The 20,100-nt window shown below is 38.6% G+C and carries 17 protein-coding genes; 5 read left to right on the top strand and 12 right to left on the bottom strand.

The window, feature by feature from the left end; genetic code table 11:
• Positions 1-118 precede the first annotated feature (118 nt).
• A complete protein-coding gene (locus tag Q1B07_RS14475; RefSeq protein ID WP_299091353.1) occupies positions 119-2,260 on the bottom strand; it encodes a transglycosylase domain-containing protein in 2,142 nt (713 codons plus the stop codon).
• A 139-nt stretch (positions 2,261-2,399) separates the two neighbouring features.
• Here Q1B07_RS14475 and Q1B07_RS14470 point away from each other — a divergent pair, with 139 nt between their 5' ends.
• The 3 genes from Q1B07_RS14470 to Q1B07_RS14460 all read left to right on the top strand — a co-directional run bounded on the left by Q1B07_RS14470 (position 2,400) and on the right by Q1B07_RS14460 (position 4,752).
• Positions 2,400-2,903, top strand: a complete 504-nt coding sequence (locus Q1B07_RS14470; protein WP_299091355.1) for an antibiotic biosynthesis monooxygenase — start codon at positions 2,400-2,402, stop codon at positions 2,901-2,903.
• Positions 2,904-3,023: 120 nt separating this feature from the next.
• A complete protein-coding gene (locus Q1B07_RS14465) occupies positions 3,024-3,206 on the top strand; it encodes a hypothetical protein (RefSeq protein WP_299091358.1) in 183 nt (60 codons plus the stop codon).
• A gap of 157 nt (positions 3,207-3,363) precedes the next feature.
• On the top strand, positions 3,364-4,752 hold the full coding sequence (locus Q1B07_RS14460; RefSeq protein WP_299091360.1) for a hypothetical protein: 1,389 nt from the start codon (positions 3,364-3,366) through the stop codon (positions 4,750-4,752).
• Positions 4,753-4,819: 67 nt separating this feature from the next.
• On the opposite strand, the gene Q1B07_RS14455 is transcribed toward Q1B07_RS14460, so the two are convergent.
• The 7 genes from Q1B07_RS14455 to Q1B07_RS14425 form a co-directional block, all read right to left on the bottom strand.
• Entirely contained in the window at positions 4,820-5,350 is a 531-nt protein-coding gene (locus Q1B07_RS14455) for a chromate transporter (protein ID WP_299091362.1), read from the bottom strand.
• Positions 5,347-5,922, bottom strand: a complete 576-nt coding sequence (locus Q1B07_RS14450; RefSeq protein WP_299091365.1) for a chromate transporter — start codon at positions 5,920-5,922, stop codon at positions 5,347-5,349. Before Q1B07_RS14450 ends, Q1B07_RS14455 begins: the two co-directional genes overlap by 4 nt.
• 326 nt (positions 5,923-6,248) lie before the next feature.
• The gene (locus Q1B07_RS14445) at positions 6,249-6,698 is read right to left on the bottom strand and encodes an Lrp/AsnC family transcriptional regulator (RefSeq protein WP_299091367.1); all 450 of its coding nucleotides are present in this window, start codon (positions 6,696-6,698) and stop codon (positions 6,249-6,251) included.
• A 123-nt stretch (positions 6,699-6,821) separates the two neighbouring features.
• A complete protein-coding gene (gene ggt, locus Q1B07_RS14440) occupies positions 6,822-8,402 on the bottom strand; it encodes a gamma-glutamyltransferase (protein WP_299091370.1) in 1,581 nt (526 codons plus the stop codon).
• On the bottom strand, positions 8,399-9,646 hold the full coding sequence (locus tag Q1B07_RS14435) for an MFS transporter (RefSeq protein WP_299091373.1): 1,248 nt from the start codon (positions 9,644-9,646) through the stop codon (positions 8,399-8,401). Before Q1B07_RS14435 ends, ggt begins: the two co-directional genes overlap by 4 nt.
• A 332-nt stretch (positions 9,647-9,978) precedes the next feature.
• On the bottom strand, positions 9,979-10,962 hold the full coding sequence (locus tag Q1B07_RS14430) for an aldo/keto reductase (protein ID WP_299091375.1): 984 nt from the start codon (positions 10,960-10,962) through the stop codon (positions 9,979-9,981).
• Positions 10,963-11,075: 113 nt separating this feature from the next.
• Complete coding sequence (locus Q1B07_RS14425; RefSeq protein ID WP_299091378.1) at positions 11,076-12,527, bottom strand: YfcC family protein; 1,452 nt, start codon at positions 12,525-12,527, stop codon at positions 11,076-11,078.
• 609 nt (positions 12,528-13,136) lie between these two features.
• Here Q1B07_RS14425 and Q1B07_RS14420 point away from each other — a divergent pair.
• The gene (locus Q1B07_RS14420; protein WP_299091381.1) at positions 13,137-14,339 is read left to right on the top strand and encodes a M20 family metallopeptidase; all 1,203 of its coding nucleotides are present in this window, start codon (positions 13,137-13,139) and stop codon (positions 14,337-14,339) included.
• 72 nt (positions 14,340-14,411) lie between these two features.
• On the opposite strand, the gene Q1B07_RS14415 is transcribed toward Q1B07_RS14420, so the two are convergent.
• Complete coding sequence (locus Q1B07_RS14415) at positions 14,412-15,911, bottom strand: flotillin family protein (protein ID WP_299091384.1); 1,500 nt, start codon at positions 15,909-15,911, stop codon at positions 14,412-14,414.
• 290 nt (positions 15,912-16,201) lie between these two features.
• Between Q1B07_RS14415 and Q1B07_RS14410 the strand changes: the two genes are divergently transcribed.
• Positions 16,202-16,819, top strand: a complete 618-nt coding sequence (locus Q1B07_RS14410; protein WP_299091387.1) for a hypothetical protein — start codon at positions 16,202-16,204, stop codon at positions 16,817-16,819.
• 138 nt (positions 16,820-16,957) lie between these two features.
• On the opposite strand, the gene Q1B07_RS14405 is transcribed toward Q1B07_RS14410, so the two are convergent.
• The 3 genes from Q1B07_RS14405 to Q1B07_RS14395 are packed head-to-tail and all read right to left on the bottom strand — an operon-like array spanning position 16,958 to position 19,628.
• A complete protein-coding gene (locus tag Q1B07_RS14405) occupies positions 16,958-17,665 on the bottom strand; it encodes an EcsC family protein (RefSeq protein WP_299091390.1) in 708 nt (235 codons plus the stop codon).
• A gap of 3 nt (positions 17,666-17,668) precedes the next feature.
• On the bottom strand, positions 17,669-18,895 hold the full coding sequence (locus tag Q1B07_RS14400; protein WP_299091392.1) for an ABC transporter permease: 1,227 nt from the start codon (positions 18,893-18,895) through the stop codon (positions 17,669-17,671).
• Entirely contained in the window at positions 18,882-19,628 is a 747-nt protein-coding gene (locus tag Q1B07_RS14395) for an ABC transporter ATP-binding protein (protein ID WP_299091394.1), read from the bottom strand. The genes Q1B07_RS14400 and Q1B07_RS14395 overlap by 14 nt, the downstream gene beginning before the upstream one ends.
• Between the last annotated feature and the right edge of the window lie 472 nt (positions 19,629-20,100).

Raw genomic sequence — 20,100 nt, 5'->3', positions numbered from 1 at the left:
CTAGCTCCAGCGCCTAGCCCCCTCTAGGGTCTAGTCACTCATGAATTGAAGGCAAAGAACGCCTTCTATTCATGAGCGTCTTATTTGCCCTAGGCTGATCAAGGCGCTTACGCTTTTCTTATTTATTTGAACCAAATAAGCTTGGTTTCGAGAATTCAACTGCGACCCCTTCTTCCCTGGTTTGGACATTAAATGGGGCAACCTTATACGTGCTTTCTGAAAAGACATTTACATACGGAATTTCATAAAATCCTTTACCTGTAACGGTTCCGACAAGCTTTTGTCCACTTTCAGATTGTTCATATATTCGGTATTCCACTCGCTCATCCTGTTGTGCTTCCCATTGAAGTGTTAACGTGATTAATCCAAGCGGTTTAAACGTGTATCTTGCATCTACTCTATCGATTTCCTTGAGGCGGATTGGACTTTCTAAATCATTCACACCTTCTGGAACCTTAAATACCACGTTTTGTTCCCACTTTGCCTCAGTTAAAATATCCTTAAACAATTTAGTAGGGTAGGAGCTTCCATGTTTTAAATAATGAGCTTTATCGGTCTTATCATATCCCATCCAAATAGCGCCAACGACATTTTCGGTAAAACCAACAAACCAAGCATCCTTCGCCGCTCCCTCAACCCCTGGGAATGAAGTCGTCCCTGTTTTCCCAGCAAGTTCACCTTGAAACGCGCCATGCTTTGCTGTTCCTTCACTTACGACATGCTGAAGCATTCTCGTCATATCCCAGGCCGTTTGCGGAGAATAAACCCGCTCCGCCTCTTGTTTGTTTTCAGCAATGACTTCTCCTTTGCGATCCGTTATTTTTTCGATAAGATGATGTTCACTGTAGTTTCCATTCGTTGTGAACGTGCGATAGGCATTTGCCATCTGAATAGGCGTTACCCCTTTTGAGAGTCCTCCCAAGGCGATAGCTAATCCATTATCCTTAAAGGAAATCCCTACCTTTTGTAAATACTTCTTACTGTTCTCAATTCCTAATTCAGATAATGTCCAGACGGCTGCCGCATTTTTAGACGAAATAATGGCATCAAACATGGTTACCTTTCCAGCATATTGGTTATCATAATTTTCCGGTAGGTAATCTCCATATTTCAGCTTTTCATCCTTTAATAACGAATAAGGATGAAACAAGTCTGACTCAATCGATGGGGCATAAACCGCAATCGGTTTAAATGTTGAACCCGGCTGTCGCATCACATTCAATCGATTTAACCCCTTTGGCACGTAATCCCGTCCGCCAATAGCTGCCAAAACGCCTCCTGTTTTATTATCAATTAAAATAAATGCACCTTGTGCATGTTCATCTGTTCCCGGAAAGTACTCTTTCTTTTGGAACAATTCATAAGCAGACTTTTGAAGCTCTTCCTGAAGGGAAACAGTAATCGTATATCCTCCTCTTAATAACTCCTCATTAGAAAGAGCATACTTTTCTTTTGCTTCATCAAATACCATATCAATATAGGTTGATATCCACGGGCTCTCCTGTTTTTTGTTTACTTTTAATTTCACTGTTTTTCCTTGTGTTCTAACAACCTCTTCGTATGAAATATAGTTTTGATCACCCATTAAGCTTAAAATAACATTTCGGCGTTCTCTGCTCTTTTCAGCATTGTCGATTGGCGAGTATGTTGACGGTGCTTTCGGTATCCCTGCTAAAAGGGCCCCTTCCTCAAGAGTCAGCTCTGAAACATCCTTATTAAAATAAAACTTTGCTGCAGATTTAATTCCATAAGCACCGTGCCCAAAATAAACTTGGTTTAAATACATTTCCAGTAATTTTGCTTTGCTGTATCGCTTTTCCAGATTTATAGCGATAATCGCTTCCTTTGTTTTCCGAAGCAGTGTTTTGTCATTTGTCAAAAAGATATTTTTCGCCAGCTGCTGGGTAATCGTGCTGCCTCCTTCAACTTTGCTGCCAGCAAGGATATCCTTATATAACGCCCTGCCTATCGCTCTCATGTCAATGCCATAATGCTCATAAAACCGTTGGTCTTCAACTGAAATAAATGCCTGCTGCACATGATCCGGCACTTCAGAAATGTCAACAAGCTCCCGATTCTCAATATAGAGCTTTGTTATTTCTTTTCCTTCTATGTCAACGAGCTTAGAAGCTGTGTTCATAACTAATTTCTCATCATCTATTACGTAATTCCCCATAAAAATAATAAATATATAGCCTAAAAACGAGAAAGCAACAGTAATTATTAGTATCAGACACGATAAAAGAAATTTCTTTTTCATATGCTCACCCCTTATTTCTTTTAGTATTGTTAAAAATAGGCAGGTATATGTGTGAACACAATAAATTTTGGGAAAAGGTGAATAGTAACTGGTATACTAAAATGACCATTTAGCATAATGAACAATGAGGTGATGAGAGATGAAGCTTTACATAACCTATGGTACGGTTGATTACTTAGCCAAGCTGGTGAAGAAACACACCGATAAAAAATTAAGGCTTATGGCTAACAATCAAACCGCTGTTTTATTTCATGAAACGGATGGTAAAACGATCTTTAATGTTCCCAAAAAATATGACATCCTTTATTCATCAGGGGATTTGGCGAACGGAGCATATGCTCTCGTGAATAATATCCCTGTTTCATCTGAAGCTAGACCGTTATTCGAAAAAACCTTTCAGGACGAGTCACTAAAAATGGAAAAACAAACCGGCATTTCAGCCATTCGTTTATTGCGACCTTTAAAAGGTGACACTTACATTATTTTAACATTATGGGAAAGTGAACAGTACTCTAAGGCATGGCAGGAGTCGACCTCTTTTGATACGATTCTCAAAAAAACGGGCTCAAACGGAGGATTAGGTCAGCCCCTTGCAAATCCTGCATATGTTGCGAAATACTATTCTGTTGATTTGGATGAATAATAATAATGATGGCTGTGTTGCAAGAGGAGATGATTGGAAGAAGTCTTCAGGAGTAAAAGATAAATTTTATACTCGGATTCATGAACTAAACTTTGAGATAGAAACACTGACAAGGGATTCTTGGGAATTGAACCACTGACAGCGGGATCACCTTCTTTCCGGGTAATTGAACCACGAATTGTTGGGATTGAACCACAAACTTCATTAAATGAGCCACAATTCGTGGGATTTGAATCACAAATTTCAATAATTGAACCACTAACAGCGGGATTACCTTCTTTTCTTGGTCCAACCCACGATTAGACAACTTATGCACTTCTGACAATATTTCCTTGGAAATGACAACTTCTTTCTACATGGCTTATGCATGAAATTTTCTTGCCCCACTCACATTCTCTTTCACTCATTCATACAGTATTAAGAACCTATTATAGGCATTTTCCCTACAGGAGTGATAGAAATGGAAATAGATCTTACACTCATTCATTGGATCTACTTAACATTTATTCTTGCAATCGTTGGCTTTATGCTCTTTCGCCGTGATACGACGATTATTTGTATAGTTGGTATACTCTCACTTGCTGCTGCATCGACATTTTCTGTTAGTGATTCTATTAGCAGTCTTTTTAATAGTTTTATCTTTGCCATCACCGAATTATTGCCTACGATTCTTGTTATCTCCATTATTGTTGCAATGAGTAAAATATTAACGATATCAGGCATAAATGAAGTGATGATCTCTCCCTTCTCAAAAGTCATAAAAAATCCGACCACTGCATACTGGACAATTGGGATTTTAATGATGATGATTTCGTTTTTCTTCTGGCCATCTCCAGCAGTTGCCTTAATTGGAGCTGTCCTGCTGCCAGTTGCTATCAGAGCAGGCTTGCCGGCGTTAGGTGTTGCGATTTCAATGAATTTATTCGGTCATGGTATCGCTCTTTCAGGTGATTTCATCATCCAAGCTGCACCAAAGCTGACGGCAGATGCTGCAGGCTTGCCAGTTGGGGATGTCATTCAAGCAAGTTTTCCTCTTGTGATTACAATGGGAGTTGTTACAACCATTTCTGCTTATTTTCTCTTAATGAGAGATATTAAGTTAAAAAAACCCTTTCCAACAGTATCAACCACATCGCCTATTCAGGACTCATCTGATAAACAATTATCAACAGCAGCTAAAAAAATCTTAGCTTTGTTGATTCCGATTATTTTTCTAATTGATGTTATCCTCATGTTCACTTTAAACCTTCAAGGCGGAGATGCAACTGCTTTAATCGGTGGAACTGCATTGCTCATTTTAATTGTGACAACTTGTCTGACTCACAAAAAACGCGGTCTCGAAGAAACCACAAACTACTTGATCCAAGGATTTCAGTTTGGATTTCGTGTATTCGGTCCAGTTATACCGATTGCTGCGTTTTTTTACTTAGGGGATGCTGGATTTTATTCCATCATTGGAGAATATTTACCGAAGAGCTCTGAAGGAATTATTAACGATCTCGGTGTTGCTCTTGCCAATGTCGTACCTCTTACACCAGAGATTGCAACTATTACGTTAACTGGTGTCGGAGTTTTAACAGGACTTGATGGCTCAGGCTTCTCAGGAATTTCCCTTGCAGGTTCGATTGCGCAATTGTTTTCAACGGCCATTGGGGCTAGTGCGGCAACCTTAACAGCTTTAGGTCAAGTAACAGGAATTTGGGTAGGAGGAGGAACGTTAATTCCGTGGGCGTTGATTCCAGCGGCAGCAATCTGCGGCGTTGACCCCTTTGAATTGGCAAGAAAAAATCTAATACCCGTTTCAATTGGGCTTGTTGTGACAACGATTGTTGCGATGTTTTTAATATAGAAGAAAAATCTAACAATGTCTTTAAAGAGACTTTGTTAGATTTTTTTATTTTGCCTGATAAAAACCATTACGTAATAAAAATTGCTCCATATCCCATAGCCCCAACAATAACAAGGGCAGGGTGCACCTTCCACTTTTCTAATAATAAAAAACTGATGACGATTAGAAAAAGTGTCTGCCAAATACCAGTATCAATGTAGGCTGTAGAAAAAAAGCTAAATGCCATAACCCCAAGTAATACAGCAATTGTCGGTCTAATATAAGTAGTCATTCTTTTGACTTTAGGAGAATCTTTATATTTATATAAAAATCCTAATAATACGATCATTAAGATTAACGATGGGGCAACGGTCGCAAACATGCCTACAAAGCTTCCTAAGATACCACCTTGCTGATAGCCAATATAGCCAGCCATCTTTGTCGCGATTGGACCAGGAAGAGCATTGCCTAATGCAAGCACCTCGCTAAATTCGTTTACACTCATCCAACCGTAGCGATCTACAACCTCATTTTCAATTAATGGAATGGAAGCTGGGCCGCCTCCATACCCTAGTATTCCCGGAATAAAAAAGGCAAGGAAGATTTCCCAATAAATCATGAAGCATTCCCCCTCTCAACTGTACGATCTGATTCAGGATTTTTATCTTTTTTAAAGATGGCTGCAAGTAAAAGGCCGCCAATCAAAATGGCTGGATGTAACCCTATAACCTCCAATAACAAGAAACTGCCGACTAAAAATAGAATTGATTTTAGCCATCCCAAGGATTCTTTAGATTTCGCAAAAAATTCCCATGTTAAGGTTGCAAGCATAACGCCAACTACAGGAACGACCGCAGCAGTCATCCCCTGAACCCAAGGATAGTCTTTAACAGAAGAAATAGTCGTTAGCAGAACGATCATTAAGATAATTGTTGGTAATATAGTCGACAAGGTTGCATTAATAAGCCCTAATATTCCTGCTACTCTATAACCGATATAACCAGCCATTTTGGTGGCAATTGGACCTGGCAATGTGTTGCCTAATGCCAAAACATCGGCAAATTCATCATCATTCATCCATTTATAATGATCCACGACTTCTTTATGTACAAGCGGTATAGAGGATGGACCTCCGCCATAGCCTAAAATCCCAACACGGAAAAACGCTAAAAATAATTGAAGATGTTTCATATGATCTTCCTTTGCAAATTATTTTTTCTACTTACATTAAAACTTTTTGTAAATTATGACTTATCTTCCCCGAAAGCACTTTTTCCTTTTTACCTTCTTACGATAAACTTTATGACGAATAATTTATTATATGTCAATTTTATATCCTATTGTTAATATATATTAAAATATAACCTAACAAACGGAAGATTTTTTACTCTTTTACAATTATAAAGTAAAAATTCACTTGTTTCTATAAATTCTTAAATATTTTTCAAAAAAAGAGGTTAAGCTCATTTCCCCTTTTCTCAAGGGCATAATGAGAGTAACCTTCTCGAATAGCCATTCTATAATTTCAAGCCGCTTCGACTCTTAAAGCGTCGAAGCAAAATATGGCTCTCTACTCTTGTAATTCCTTCAAGTGCATACAGCTCATTATTGATAAACTTTTCTAACGCACCAAAGTCATCTACTAACACATGCATATGCAGTGTACTTGGACCAGTCATTTGATAACAGCTGGATACACAAGGATTATCTGCTAACGTTTCTGCAACCGATACTAAGGATCCAGGCTCACAATCTACTTCAAAAAAGGCAGAAACATTCTTTCCCATTTTTTCGGAATTAATCACGACGCTGAATTTTTCAATGACTTCATTTTTTATTAGTTGGTTTACACGTTCGCGAACAGATACTCTGGACAAATCCAGTTCTTTCCCTATATCAGAATACGACATTCTTCCATTAACTGTTAGTAACTCAAGAATTCTCCTATCAATGTTATCGATCTTCACATTATACCCATCCTTTAGCATTATTTAGTATGAGTATAATATTAACAGACATTGGATGAAAGCCTTTAAGACGAAAGAAAGTTTATACCTAAAATCATTCAACGAGATTTTTAGGAAGTCAACTTATCTTCCAATAGCAGCTCCGTCACTTCTTGGATCAACTCCGCCATGCAGAAAGCCTTGATCATCAATCATTATCGCATTTGCATGCCCCATAATTCCATCAAATTCACCTACCCTTTTAACGAGATGCCCCGCTGCCATTAATTGCTCAATAACAGCTAAAGGTACGCGGCCTTCAATCTTGAGCTCTTGTGTAGCTTCTCCCCAGGTTCTGCCCCATACAAATCGAGGTTCACTAATAGCCTGTTGTGGATCCATACCATAATCGATCATTCTTGTTATCATAACGGTTTGTGTTTGCGGCTGTCCTTCACCACCTTGGGTACCGTAGAGAATGCGAGGTCGTCCATCTTTAAACGCCATCGCAGGCATTAGTGTATGGAAGGTTCTTTTTCTTGGCTCCAAGCGATTGACATGTGAAGAATCAAGCGAAAAGAATGAACCCCTGTTCTGCATAATAATTCCAGTATCCCCTGCAACTACTCCTGATCCGAATTCAAAGTATAGACTTTGTATAAAGGAAACAGCATTCCCCTCCTCATCTATAACTGCAGCATGAGCGGTATCACTGCCAACCGATTGTGTTTGAATATGCCTTGCTCGATCAAATTGAATTGAGCGTGCCATTTTTTGTGCATAAGATTTACTCAGTAATTTATCTAATGGAATGGAGTGAAAGTCCGGGTCAGTTAAATAATGATTTCGATCATGAAAACATCTTTTTAATGTTTCTACTAATAAATGATAATATTCATATGAGCCTTGTAAAATCGAAGAAAAGTCATAGTTTTCAAGGATATTTAGGGCCATTAGACCTGTAAAGCCTTGTGAATTAGGCGGTGCTTGATACATATGGTAGCCTCGATATGTAGTTGATATCGGCTCAGTCCATACTCCCTTATGTTCAGCAAAATCAGTCTCATTAAGCAATCCGCCTTTTTCTTTTAAACGATGGATGATTCGCTTTCCTAAGTCGCCTTTATAAAAGCTCTCCCTGCCGTTTCTGGCAATCTCCTTCAATGTGTCGGCTAAATCAGCTTGGATAAATCTCTCATTTACATTTGGCACCTTGTGATCAGGAAGAAAAATAGCTGCTGCATCGTCATCTCTTTGCAGCATCTCAATACATTTCACCGTATTCTCATGCTGATCCTTTGAAAAAGGAAAACCTGTTCTTGCATACTCGATAGCTGGTTCTAGTACTTCTACTAATGATAACCTTCCATACTCCTTCAGGATTGCATCCCAGCTATCAACCATTCCCGGTACGGTTATGACACTTTCAATCCCGCGAGTCGGAATGGAGCTTTTCCCCTTGTATACTTCACGTGTTACGTTAGATCCTGACCTGCCGCTTCCATTATAAGCACGGATCCTTTTATCCTTAGTACTATATGTCAGCCAAAAGGAGTCACCTCCAAGCCCGGTCATATGCGGATATACCACTGCAAGGCAGGCACTAACCGCTACTGCTGCATCAAAAGCATTTCCCCCTTTTTGAAGAATCGTATTTCCAGCTTGTGATGCAAGATAATGTGGGCTTACAACCATTGTCTTGCTCCCTACAATTCCTTTACTCACCCTACTTTACCCTCCTCAGCTAATTTTCCTACCTTGACAGTTGATGAAGAATCAATTGTTGGTTTAATTTGCTTATCTGTAAAGATAAACAGAATCCCTCCTACAATTAAGAGCACTCCTGATAAATAAAAGCCGAATTCAAGACTTCCCGTTTGATCAGCAAAATACCCGGTAATGTAAGGAGCAAAAATGGAAGATAGCATGCCGCTAAAGTTAAAAAATCCATAAACTCTCGAATACATGGAAGAAGGGGTAATATCAGCCATATACGAAATTAAAACCGGATCAAGCGCTAATTTTCCAAGTAATCCATAAAGAACTAAACCTATAAGAAGCAAGGAATAGTTTTCAATATAAGGAATGGCAAATTGACATAATGCCCCCGCCAACGCCAATGAAATAATTAAAGGCTTTTTGCTTTTTATTTTGTCTGATAAAATTCCAAAGATGATGGCACCAGGAATTGAAGCCCATGGCACTAAAGATGCAATGATGCCAGTTTGTGAAGCATCCACTCCTCGGGCGGTTTGTAAATAGTAAGGAAGCCAAGTCAGCATCCCAAAAAATCCATATAAAGAACAAAAGATTAATAGATACACAAAAAGATGATTTTTTGTAAATAATAGCTTCATATTGCCTTTTTCTTGTATTGCCTTCTCTTGCTTTTGCTCTTTATGGTGATTATCTTTAACAAATATTCCTATTAAAATCGCCACAATAATTGTCGGTACAGCAAATACATAAAAAGGAAATTGCCAGCCTTTATTTAATGTATATGTAAAATAACTAGATGCAATAAATCCGAGTGAGATACCAAACGCCATTCCGCTGTTAATCAAAGCCGATACAAGTCCCCGATATTTTTTAGGTGTTATGCTCGATGATATTCCATACTGGGAACCATAATACGTTCCTTCTCCTAAACCTGTTAAAGCTCTCATCAATAAAAAAATAGCAAAGCTGGCGGCTAAACCGCTCAAATAGGTTGCAACACCAAATAACACATACCCGGCAACTAACACTTTTACCCTTCCAAACTTATCAGCTAAAAACCCTGTAGGTATTTGCATAAGGGCATAAGCAGCAAAAAATACAGTTGACATCAAACCTAACTGAGCCTTATCAAGTCCCCATTCTTCTCCGATGCTGCCCATAACCGGAGAAAGGATGTTGCGATCAGCATACATAAATACCCAACCTAAAAAAAAGAGAAAAATAACAAATGCCGGATGTGTCTTTTTCATTAAAAATCCTCCTTCTATTGTCTGAATATTGAGATCATTATAACAACATTCTTTTCAACAGAAGGGGTTCTTGTCACATATTCTCACACAGTTTTTTAACATTTTGAAATTAATCAATTAATTTTAGTTTCGTTTCGAAGGCTTTTAACGTTTTTTAATTCTCAAAACGAAACAGAGTAGCTCAACCACCGTTAATGCTATTTTTAAGCATGTTAGATTTCATCTTACACAATAAAAGGAACAACTATTACCATCAAAAGTGGTCAAAAAATTGGCCAAAATCTCTCAGAGGATTTTGGCCGACATGCTAATTTATTTTTTATTAGAATATTTTACCGACGAAACTTCTCAAGAAACCTTGTCGGATATTCACTCGGAAGCTTGCTAACTTCATCGAGTTTATTCCATTGCTCTTCTGTTAATCTCCAACCAACACTGCCCATATTTTCTTCGAATTGCTCAAGGCTGCTGGCACCAAAAATCGGTGAGGTGACTTCTTCTTTATTTAGCAGCCAATTTAATGCGACTTGAGCAGGGGTTTTGTCCAGTTCATGCGATGCTTCCTGAACGACTTTTAAAATAGCAAAGTTCCTTTCCGTGGCTCTATTTTCCCAGCTTGATTCACCACCCCCATGGGAAAGTCTTCCGCTTTGAGGTTTTTCACCTTGCTTGTATTTCCCAGTTAAGAAACCTCCCCCAATTGGTGCCCACGGAATGACACCGACATTTTCTTCTTTGCACAATGGGAGGACTTCCCTATCCATTTCACGGTTAAGTAAACTATATTGTGGCTGTATGGAGATAAATCGAACAAGATTATGAAAATCACTATAAGATAAAGCCTTCATCATTTGCCACGCCAAAAAGTTTGAACACCCTATGTATCTTACTTTGCCAGAACTGACAAGATCATCTAATGTTCTGATCGTTTCTTCAATAGGTGTGATATTATCCCAGACGTGAAGCTGATAAAGATCGATATAATCCGTGTTTAAACGCTTCAAACTTTGGTCGACACCTTCCATAATGCGACGGCGTGAATAGCCAAAATCATTTGGATGAGGACCTACCCGCATTCTTACCTTTGTTGCCAGCACTACTTCGGAACGGCGATCTTTAATCGCCTTGCCGACAATCCGCTCAGATTCACCGCCAACATAAACATCTGCTGTATCGATGAAATTTCCTCCCTTATCCAAGAAGCGATGAATCATCTCAATAGAGTCAGATTCATTGACCTCCTTTCCAAAGGTCATGGCACCTAAACAAAGTTCTGATACTAATAAACCGCTTTTGCCCAATACTTTGTATTCCATTTGTCTCTCTCCTATCTCGTTTTCTAACTTTCAATATATTATTCGAGATAAGAATGTTTATTCCTTTAAATGAATAAAGGTGATAAATTGTAAAAATCTTTATTCTACTGAATTTACCCGTTCCACTGTATCAATTGTGCAATAATAAGAAATACAATGGCCAGCACAAGCCAGATTAAAAACAACGGCATGTAGAAACGGACCCATTTTTGCCAAGGAACACCAGCAAGTGCCAAAGTTGCCAAAAAGTATCCGGAAGTTGGGAATAATATATTTCCCAGACCATCACCAAATTGATAGGCTAATACAGCCGTCTGCCTTGTTACTCCAATTAAATCCGAAAGCGGCGCTAAAATTGGCATTGTCACCAGGGCTTGCCCGCTTCCAGAAGGAACTAAGAAGCTAAACAGCATTTGGACAAAGAACATTCCAATTGCACTAAAAATAGCTGGAAATTCACCAACAGCAGCACCTAAGCTATTCACAATCGTATCCATCACCTGGCCATCTTCCAATACGACTGCAACCGCTCTGGCTACGCCAATAATAATGGCACCAACCAACACCTCGCGGAAGCCTTCATTAAATCCTTCACAAATATTCGTTAGGCTTAATCCGGAAATCATTCCAACAACGATTCCCATCAAAATGAACAGTCCTGCCATCTCTAGCATAAACCACCCTTTTGCTAATACTCCATAAACGAGTAAAACAAAAAACCCAAAAAGGACAAGGAATGCAACTTTTTGACGCATTGTTGCATCTGGTTTATTTCCTTCCGATTTATTTAAATAAACGGTTCTCTTACTTACATCTTCCTCATATACCAGACTTGACTTTGGATTTCTTTTTATCTTTTGAGCGTAACGGACAATATAAAAGATTCCGACCAATACAAATACAACGAAAGCGATGAATCTCATCTCTATTCCCGAAAACACGGGAAGACCTGAAATCTTTTGCCCCAAGCCTGTATTTATTGGATTAAGAAACCCTGTCATAAATCCTGCAGTAGTTGCAACTAAAGCTACCGCAGCAGCAACCATTGAATCATAGCCCATAGCAATCATCAACGGTAAGATAACCGGAACATACACCAGACTTAATTCCTGTGTACCGATCAAACTGCAGACAGTGGCAAACGCAACCATAAGCACGGGAATTAGTGTAATACTTCTGGTTGAAAACTTTCTTGTTAGTCTGTCAACTCCTATTTCAATAAGCCCTGTATTTCGAATAACCGCAAAGATACCGCCAATAATAAATGTAAAAAACACAACCTCGCCAGCAGCAACCAAGCCCCTCGGTATAGCTGTCATAAATTCAGTCAATCCAACAGGTGACCGTTCAACCCATTGAAATGAATCAGGATCAATTGTTGTCCTCCCCTCAGGACCAGGTATTCTTTCATATACTCCAGCAGGAACGAAATAAGTAGCGATAGCTGCAAGAGTAATAAACAAAAATAAAAGAACGTAAATATGCGGCAGTTTGAATCTCTTTTTAACTTTATTGGATTCCATTGGAATATCCAAAGCAGCCTTCTCCACTTTCTCTAACGTCATTCTTACTCCCCCTTTTTTGTTATAATAACTATCATTGAATGTTAATAAATATAACATTCAATTTATGACTAGTTTAACCGATCAATTTATAAGTTTCATTAGAAGATTTGTGAAATTTCATACAATTCCTTGTACAATTTAACTAAATGAATAAGGAATTATATAAAAACATTTACTCCAATATTAATAAACCTCACATTTAATAGAGCTTTATTCGGAATAAAAAAACTTCAGCACCTCGACCTTAATGGTCCAAGTACTGAAGTTTAGTGTCAAAACTCTATCCTCATTCATATATATTCCATAGCAGCATCTTGATTGATTTTTCTCCTTTCTAGCTTGCTGCCCCTTTCCAATCATTGTGTCGAACCTGTTGATAGCATTGGTTTTAATAACTAAGATGAGTCCAAATAAGGCAAATAACAACAATAATACTACATATAGCTTTTTCACCATTATCCTCCAGTCGAATTAAATTCTTGAATTTTTTAAATTTTTTAACTACAATCAAGCTAATATAAATTCCTTACTTATTCTAATACATTTTGATATCGAGATATATGTTTTTATAAAGCTGTTAACAATTTTTATCTTTGAGGAGGAGGAATTATGCTAGATCAGTTATGGTCATCATTAGATGCCCATTATTCAGAAATGGTAGAGATTCGCCGGTTTTTACATATGCATCCAGAGCTCTCCTTTCAGGAAGTAAATACAGCCAGCTATATTGAGAATTACTATAAAAAGCTTGGTATCCCCGTTAGAGCCAATGTAGGCGGAAACGGTGTTGTGGCAACCATCAAAGGAGATTTGCCGGGTCCCACCGTTGCATTACGAGCAGACTTTGATGCCCTTCCGATACAAGATGAAAAAGATGTTGACTATAAATCTACGGTTCCTGGGGTCATGCATGCATGTGGTCATGACGGCCATACCGCTACATTGCTTGTCTTAGCAAAGGTGCTTCACAACAACAGACATCTAATAAACGGAAAGATTATTCTGATCCATCAGCATGCAGAAGAATATGCGCCAGGCGGAGCACTTTCGATGATCGAAGATGGCTGCTTGGAAGGTGTTGATGTAATTTTTGGGACACATCTTTGGGCAACTGAGCCTGTTGGAAAAATCCAGTACCGGGTGGGACCGATCATGGCTGCAGCTGATCGATTTGAAATCACGGTCCATGGGAAAGGCGGTCATGGAGCACAGCCACATAAAACAAAAGATGCCATCCTGATCGGCTCCCAAATCGTCACCAGCCTGCAGCAAATTGTCAGCCGCAAAATAGATCCTACTCATTCCGCAGTTGTGACCGTTGGTTCATTTGTAGCTGAAAATGCCTTTAATATCATTGCCAACTCTGCCAAACTAATCGGAACAGCACGTTCATTTGAGGAAGAGGTAAGAAAACAACTCGAACAAGAGATTGAGCAGGTGGTTAAAGGTACGTGTCTTATGAATGGAGCAGCATATGATTATCTGTATTATCGAGGCTACCCAGCTGTTGTAAACCATCAAGCTGAAACCGAATTTCTTAAAAACATAGCCGAAAAGGTTCCAGGTGTTTATGAGGTAGAAGAAAGCCCGCTGCAAATGGGCGGTGAAGATTTTGCCTATTATCTGCAGCATGTGAAGGGAACATTCTTTTTCACTGGAGCCATGCCGGCTAAAAAGGAAGCAGCTTATCCACATCACCATCCTAAATTCGATATTGATGAAAAGGCGCTTCTTATTGCCGCTAAAACATTATGTAAGGCGGCGATTCAGTATCAGCTTGATTCGGTGAGTGATCAGCCAATTTCAATTTAGAAAGGTTCAGACTAAAGGCGCTTTCCATTAAGGAAGCGCCTAAGAGTTTAATAATCTAGAAGATTAACGGTTTCATATATTCTGTTGATTATTTTCAATAGATAATGCTTTACCACTGCCATGATCTAACCTATTTACATGAGGAACTGTATCAGTGCCATGATTCACTGTCCCATTTGACCTCGATGCATAAGATTTGATTAACTCCGCTACATCAATACCAGTCATTTCCTTTAACGGCTCCTGCATATCTACCATTGTTCTCGTAATACTTTTGCCAAAGGAAGGCACACCCTGGCCATTGCCTGAATCAATAATTTTAACAGATTCAATATTGTTAAGCGGCTGGGCAATCTTTTCTGCAAAAACTGGTAGCATTTCGATTAATTTTTCGGTGATAATCACCTCGCCATGCTTTTCCATCGCTTCAGCTAATAGCTTTCTTGCTTCAGCTTCCGCTTTCCCTCGTTCACGGATTACATCTGCTTCAGCAGAACCCTCCTCCCTGCGGATTTTTGCTTTTGCTTCACCGGCAATTTCCGCTTTTCGGGCTTCTGCTTCTGCTTTACGAGTTGTTTCATAGTATTCGGCATCCGCTTTTGTTTTTCGAACCTTGCTTTCTTCTTCCTCAAGCTTAACTGCACGTTCACGCTCTAAAAATTTTAGCGTTAATTCTTCTTCTTTTACTTCTTTTGCTAATTTTGCCTTTTCCAATTCATAGGATTGCTCTGATTTTGCCCGGGCACGTTCTGTTTCTTCTTTAAACGCGGCATCCTTAATATCCTTTTCTTTTTTCGATTCTGCGATTGCAATTTGGCGTTTGTATTCTTCCTCTTTCGCCTCTTGATCGGTTTGTGCACGGTGAATACGAGTTTCTCGCTCACTGTTAGCCTCAGCGATTTCCGCCAGTTTACGAACCTCAGCAATACGCGGTCTGCCCAGATTTTCCAAATAGCCATTCTCTTCATCTGCATCACGTAAGTCTGTTAGTCCTAATGAGGTTATCTTAAAGCCCATTAAGTCAAGCTGCTTTTGCGCTACCTCGGATACATCCTGATTAAATTTTTCCCGGTTGCTGTTAATATCTTCAACTGTCATCTTTGAAAGAATCGCACGCAAATTACTTCCGAGCACCTCAATAATTTCCGCTTCAATCTCTGATTGCTCCTTGCCTAAAAACTGCTCCGCATAGTTTGCGATACCGTTTAACGTATCAGCAACCTTTACCATTGCGACCGCATCTGCAACTATTGGGACACCGCCATTTGTGTAAACTCTTGGTGTGGATAGTTTTAATTGAAACGAAGTCAAATTAACAGGTGTAGATGTCTGAAAACGTCTAAGGCGATACCCGCCGCCACGAATGATTTTCATCGAGCGGCCTTCTTGATCGGTAAATATATTCGTTTCCTTCTCAGGATCTCCTAATCTTGGTCCTGTAATAATTAAAGCTTGGTTGGACTTTGCTGTACGGTAGCGATATTTTATCCAAAAGAAATAGCCAACTCCTGCAAGTGCAGCAACAATCAATATTGGAATTAAAAACATAAGTACTCCAATCACATCTAACATCTTCGCTTCCTCCTCCATTTAACATATCTATATAACCCATACATCTAATAATGCATGGAAATTGAACTTTTTCCCTGTACAAGGTAGGTTTTTCAAACATATTGATCAATATGTATTGTTATACGAATAGAAAAGGGAAAGGTTTCAAAATTGGGAAATTTCTACCTAGCTTCTTCTTCCACATGTTAAATCTTAAAAGAAAGCGCAAAAAAACAGACTTTTATCCTTATATATATAATAGGGGTTTAGACTTCTATACATAGCTACTACCTGAGGAAAGGAGAAATCCATTGAACACGGATCAAGCATTTACCTTGTTAAAGGAAGCTGGGATAACGGATAATATTGAAACCTTTAAGCGGTGGCTCCGTGAGGGCAGAATAAAAGCAACTGGATTCACGGTAGATGATAAGGCCTTAATGCGTTTTATGAAGGAGCAAACTAAGCTGGATAAGGACGAGGTCATTCGCCAATTAAAAATAAAAATAAAAGCAAAGGATGAGGAAATTAAGGGCATAGAGGAATTACATGCAAGTTCAACAAGGATACTCATCCAGCAAAGAGATAAGCTATATAATGAAATTGGCTTATTGCAAATTGAAAGGAATCATTTAAAAAAGGAAACAATCAATTTATTAAAAGAAAATATTGAATTGCGGGATGAGTTGATTGCATTAAAAGAAAAGTTCCATAAAGGGGAAAAAGATGGGGATGCTACTCATTCCACCTCAATGTTGAGTGATTTTCGCCAAAAATTGAGCATTTCAAAAAAAGCAGATGAAAAGGAGATATTTACAGCATTTAAAGAATTATTAAAAATAGCTCATCCAGACCATGGCGGCAATGAAAAAATCTTTCATTATATAAAACAAGAATACGACCAGTTTAGAAACTGGACCAATAGATAAATATCGGGGATAGTCCTGTTGTGAGGCCTTCTATCGGACTTTTCCTCGTTTCTCTTACCTTATTTTGTCCTATAGAAGCAGTGATTTTTACACAAAATGCAAAAATCACTGCTTCATTTAATTTCCCCCAAATACTCATTAATTCGAAAAGATCCGCAACCGATAGCAATTCATGGCACATTCACCAAGCTGTTGAACAAGGTGATAATTAGCCACTCCCCCTACAACAGCACCAATGCCTGGAAGAATCTGCATTAACTTGACAACATCAATATAATCTCGATATTCCTGCTGAAACACCCGCCAGTCCAAATCCTTCACTTCGTTTTTTAGTGTATCCCAATGTTCGATCTTTTCAAGAGTTTCTTCTTTATGTGTCTCACTTGAAAATGCCAGCTGAAAAACATATAAAAGAAACAGCCTTTCCTCATATTCCTTCGTGCTGTATCCATAAATGCTGGCCACTTCAAATAAAAACTTCATCTTGATACTTAGGAACAAAGGGAAGTCGGCAAGCCCTAATAAAATTCCTCCGGCACCGGTTGAGGCACCTTCAATGGCAGCTGTCTTCTTAAATGTTCCTATCGTTTTTTCAACTAGCTGTTCACGTTCCTTAAACGTAAGGTTCTCTATTTTTTTCGGAAATGTGGTGACATTTGAACCTACAAGTGTGGCTTGAACCATTTTTTTAATACTTTCTGTAATAGTTGTATGTACCTTTTCTGGAATCAATTGATTCATTTTCGTCTGCGCTTTTTTAGAGGATCTTTCTAAAAAAGAAGGTCTTCGCAACTGCCTTTGCTTCCAAAGTCTTGCCTCTTCTGCCATCTGTGTTTCATAGGTCATCTGTTATACACCCTTTTCACTCTTCTTTAACCTCGTTCCCATATACATATATGTAAACAGACTAGCAAACACCACATTTACAGCTAAAGTGATGACAAAAATGAAAGCTGTTGATGTTATCAGTGTTACCACAGAGTAGACGATCGCTTGAACAATAAGCACGCTAAAAATAATTTTTAAAAAGCTTTTTAACTTTTTTCTTTCCGCAGTCGGATAAAGATTTGGCAGCTCCAATAAATCAAAATGTTTAAATAAACTCATTATCTGTATCCCTGTTAAGAATGAAAAAATGACCACGATGATCACATTCCCAATTAACTGTTGATTAATAACCGCTAAAATCACACTGCCGATTATGGTAAGTCTCACCACGATCCCAAAATAATCCCCAGATCGTAAAAATGCTCTGCCAAATAAATATTCATAAACATGATCTTGATGGTATGATACTTGCTTTAGGAACAAATCAAGATACTTACGGCGTTTCGCTTGTTTTTTCAATTTAGGGACATCGGTAAATAAGTTGGCCAGCTTATAAAAGGACTGTTTCCTTTCCTCTTCCATCTTGATCAACTGATCCCATTTAATGGCTTTCGATTTAACAAGCTTGGAAAAATAAGCATCATAGCCCACCATAATGAGAAAAATCACCAGCACAAAAAGATACTGTCCGGAAAGGATAAAAAAGATCATACAACCGTTCATGACAAATCTAACAGCGAGATCGCTCCATTTTGCAGATGCTTCCGTTAAGTATCCCATTTTCCAGCTTATCCGCAAATTCCAGACCTTCACGCCAAGCAGCAAGATCAAGCTTATGATGAGGCTATTTCCATTTGCGGTCGTTGCTTTAAAATACAATGGAGCAAATAAAATCATGACCACAATAATTGGAAAGCTCTGTGTTACTAAACTATAGGCAAAAGCCTTTTGAAAGTAACCATTAAGCTTATGCTCCATAGGAAGCAGGAACACGATGTCAGCCTCTTTTAACAAAGTGCGGACATGGGAACGAAGCAAAATCAACGAAAAAACGGTCGCCATGATCAGAACAGCTGGAAAATCAGGAGACAAAGTCTCAAGCCATTTTTGATAGGTGACAGCCCCGCCCGCTGCTAAGAAAATAACCACAAATAAAAGATGGTCATTTAACATGTATTTCAAATATGCCCTTGTTTCATTTATATGATGATTAACCCTCGTTTTCCAAATCTCATCAATGCTCTTCATCTTGATCTTCCTTTGTCAGCTGAATATAAAGATCATCAAGAGTGGCCTCTCTCATGCCAAACTGTTCCCTTAGCTGGATTAACGTTCCTTTCGCACGGATTTCGCCATTATGTAAAATAATAAACGAGTCGCAATACCTCTCCGCTGTAGCAAGGATATGTGTAGACATTAAAATTCCCGATCCTTGCTGTTTAGCCTTTTCCATCATTTCCAAAAGAGAATTGATCGCTAACGGATCTAATCCGACAAACGGCTCGTCAATAATGTACAGTGCCGGCTCAATTAAAAACGCGCACATGATCATCACCTTTTGCTTCATACCCTTTGAAAAGTGAGCAGGAAACCATTTCAGTCGTTTCTCCATCCTAAATTCCTTTAAAAGCGGATGAAGGCGTTTTTCAAATGTAGACTGATCAAGACCATAGGCCATTGCCGTTAATTCCAAGTGCTCATATAAAGTTAATTCATCATATAAGATCGGTGTTTCAGGTATAAAGCTGAATTGTGAGCGATAGGCCGCTGCATCGTCAGCAAATGTTTTTGCATTTATTGAAATGCTGCCCTTATGTGCCTCCATCAATCCAATAATATGTTTAATGGTTGTGCTTTTTCCTGCACCATTTAAGCCAATAAGACCAACTATTTGACCTTTATCTACCTCAAACGAAATATCCTTCAAGACAGGGTTTCGCGTATACCCTCCAGTTAACTGATCTACTTTTAACAACGCCATTTTTTAGTTGTTCTCCTTTTTCTTTTTATCTTATCAAAATCAAAAACACTTGTCCTAATGAAGCAAACTTTTTCGCATAATGAAGCACGAACAGGACATCATAATCAATGAGGAAGGGATAGCTTGTCAAACAAAACCCAAAAAAATGAGGTGTTTGTTCCAGACAACTATTTTTCTCAAAGAGCTTGGGAATTCTTTGTTTAACCATTGATGTAAAACACTTACGAAATGAGGTGTCTACGGGCCGCAATTCTCTGAATTAAACGCTCGCATCTAATCATTTTGTAAATGAGGTGTTTGTCAAAGACAATATCTTTGATTGTTAAGATTGATTTAACACTTAACAAGGGGATGATCGCTTTGAACAATGGTGATTTTCACATCAGGTAGCATTTACTAAAATGTTAAATGAGGTGTTTGTCAAAGCAAACTTCTTATAAAAGAAGCAAAATTGTTTAACCATTGAAGAACA

The sequence above is a fragment of the uncultured Metabacillus sp. genome, from assembly GCF_947503125.1.
In the GTDB taxonomy this organism is placed as follows: Bacteria; Bacillota; Bacilli; order Bacillales; family Bacillaceae; genus Metabacillus.
This window is presented reverse-complemented; position numbering and strand designations above follow the sequence as displayed.

Coding starts and splice junctions, on each gene's coding strand:
- Q1B07_RS14415 (WP_299091384.1), bottom strand. CDS start 15,911: ATGTTAGATGTGATTGGAGTACTTATGTTTTTAATTCCAATATTGATT.
- Q1B07_RS14450 (WP_299091365.1), bottom strand. CDS start 5,922: ATGAAACATCTTCAATTATTTTTAGCGTTTTTCCGTGTTGGGATTTTA.
- Q1B07_RS14420 (WP_299091381.1), top strand. CDS start 13,137: ATGCTAGATCAGTTATGGTCATCATTAGATGCCCATTATTCAGAAATG.
- Q1B07_RS14455 (WP_299091362.1), bottom strand. CDS start 5,350: ATGATTTATTGGGAAATCTTCCTTGCCTTTTTTATTCCGGGAATACTA.
- Q1B07_RS14475 (WP_299091353.1), bottom strand. CDS start 2,260: ATGAAAAAGAAATTTCTTTTATCGTGTCTGATACTAATAATTACTGTT.
- Q1B07_RS14425 (WP_299091378.1), bottom strand. CDS start 12,527: ATGACGTTAGAGAAAGTGGAGAAGGCTGCTTTGGATATTCCAATGGAA.
- Q1B07_RS14395 (WP_299091394.1), bottom strand. CDS start 19,628: ATGGCGTTGTTAAAAGTAGATCAGTTAACTGGAGGGTATACGCGAAAC.
- Q1B07_RS14430 (WP_299091375.1), bottom strand. CDS start 10,962: ATGGAATACAAAGTATTGGGCAAAAGCGGTTTATTAGTATCAGAACTT.
- Q1B07_RS14400 (WP_299091392.1), bottom strand. CDS start 18,895: ATGAAGAGCATTGATGAGATTTGGAAAACGAGGGTTAATCATCATATA.
- Q1B07_RS14470 (WP_299091355.1), top strand. CDS start 2,400: ATGAAGCTTTACATAACCTATGGTACGGTTGATTACTTAGCCAAGCTG.
- Q1B07_RS14435 (WP_299091373.1), bottom strand. CDS start 9,646: ATGAAAAAGACACATCCGGCATTTGTTATTTTTCTCTTTTTTTTAGGT.
- Q1B07_RS14460 (WP_299091360.1), top strand. CDS start 3,364: ATGGAAATAGATCTTACACTCATTCATTGGATCTACTTAACATTTATT.
- Q1B07_RS14405 (WP_299091390.1), bottom strand. CDS start 17,665: ATGACCTATGAAACACAGATGGCAGAAGAGGCAAGACTTTGGAAGCAA.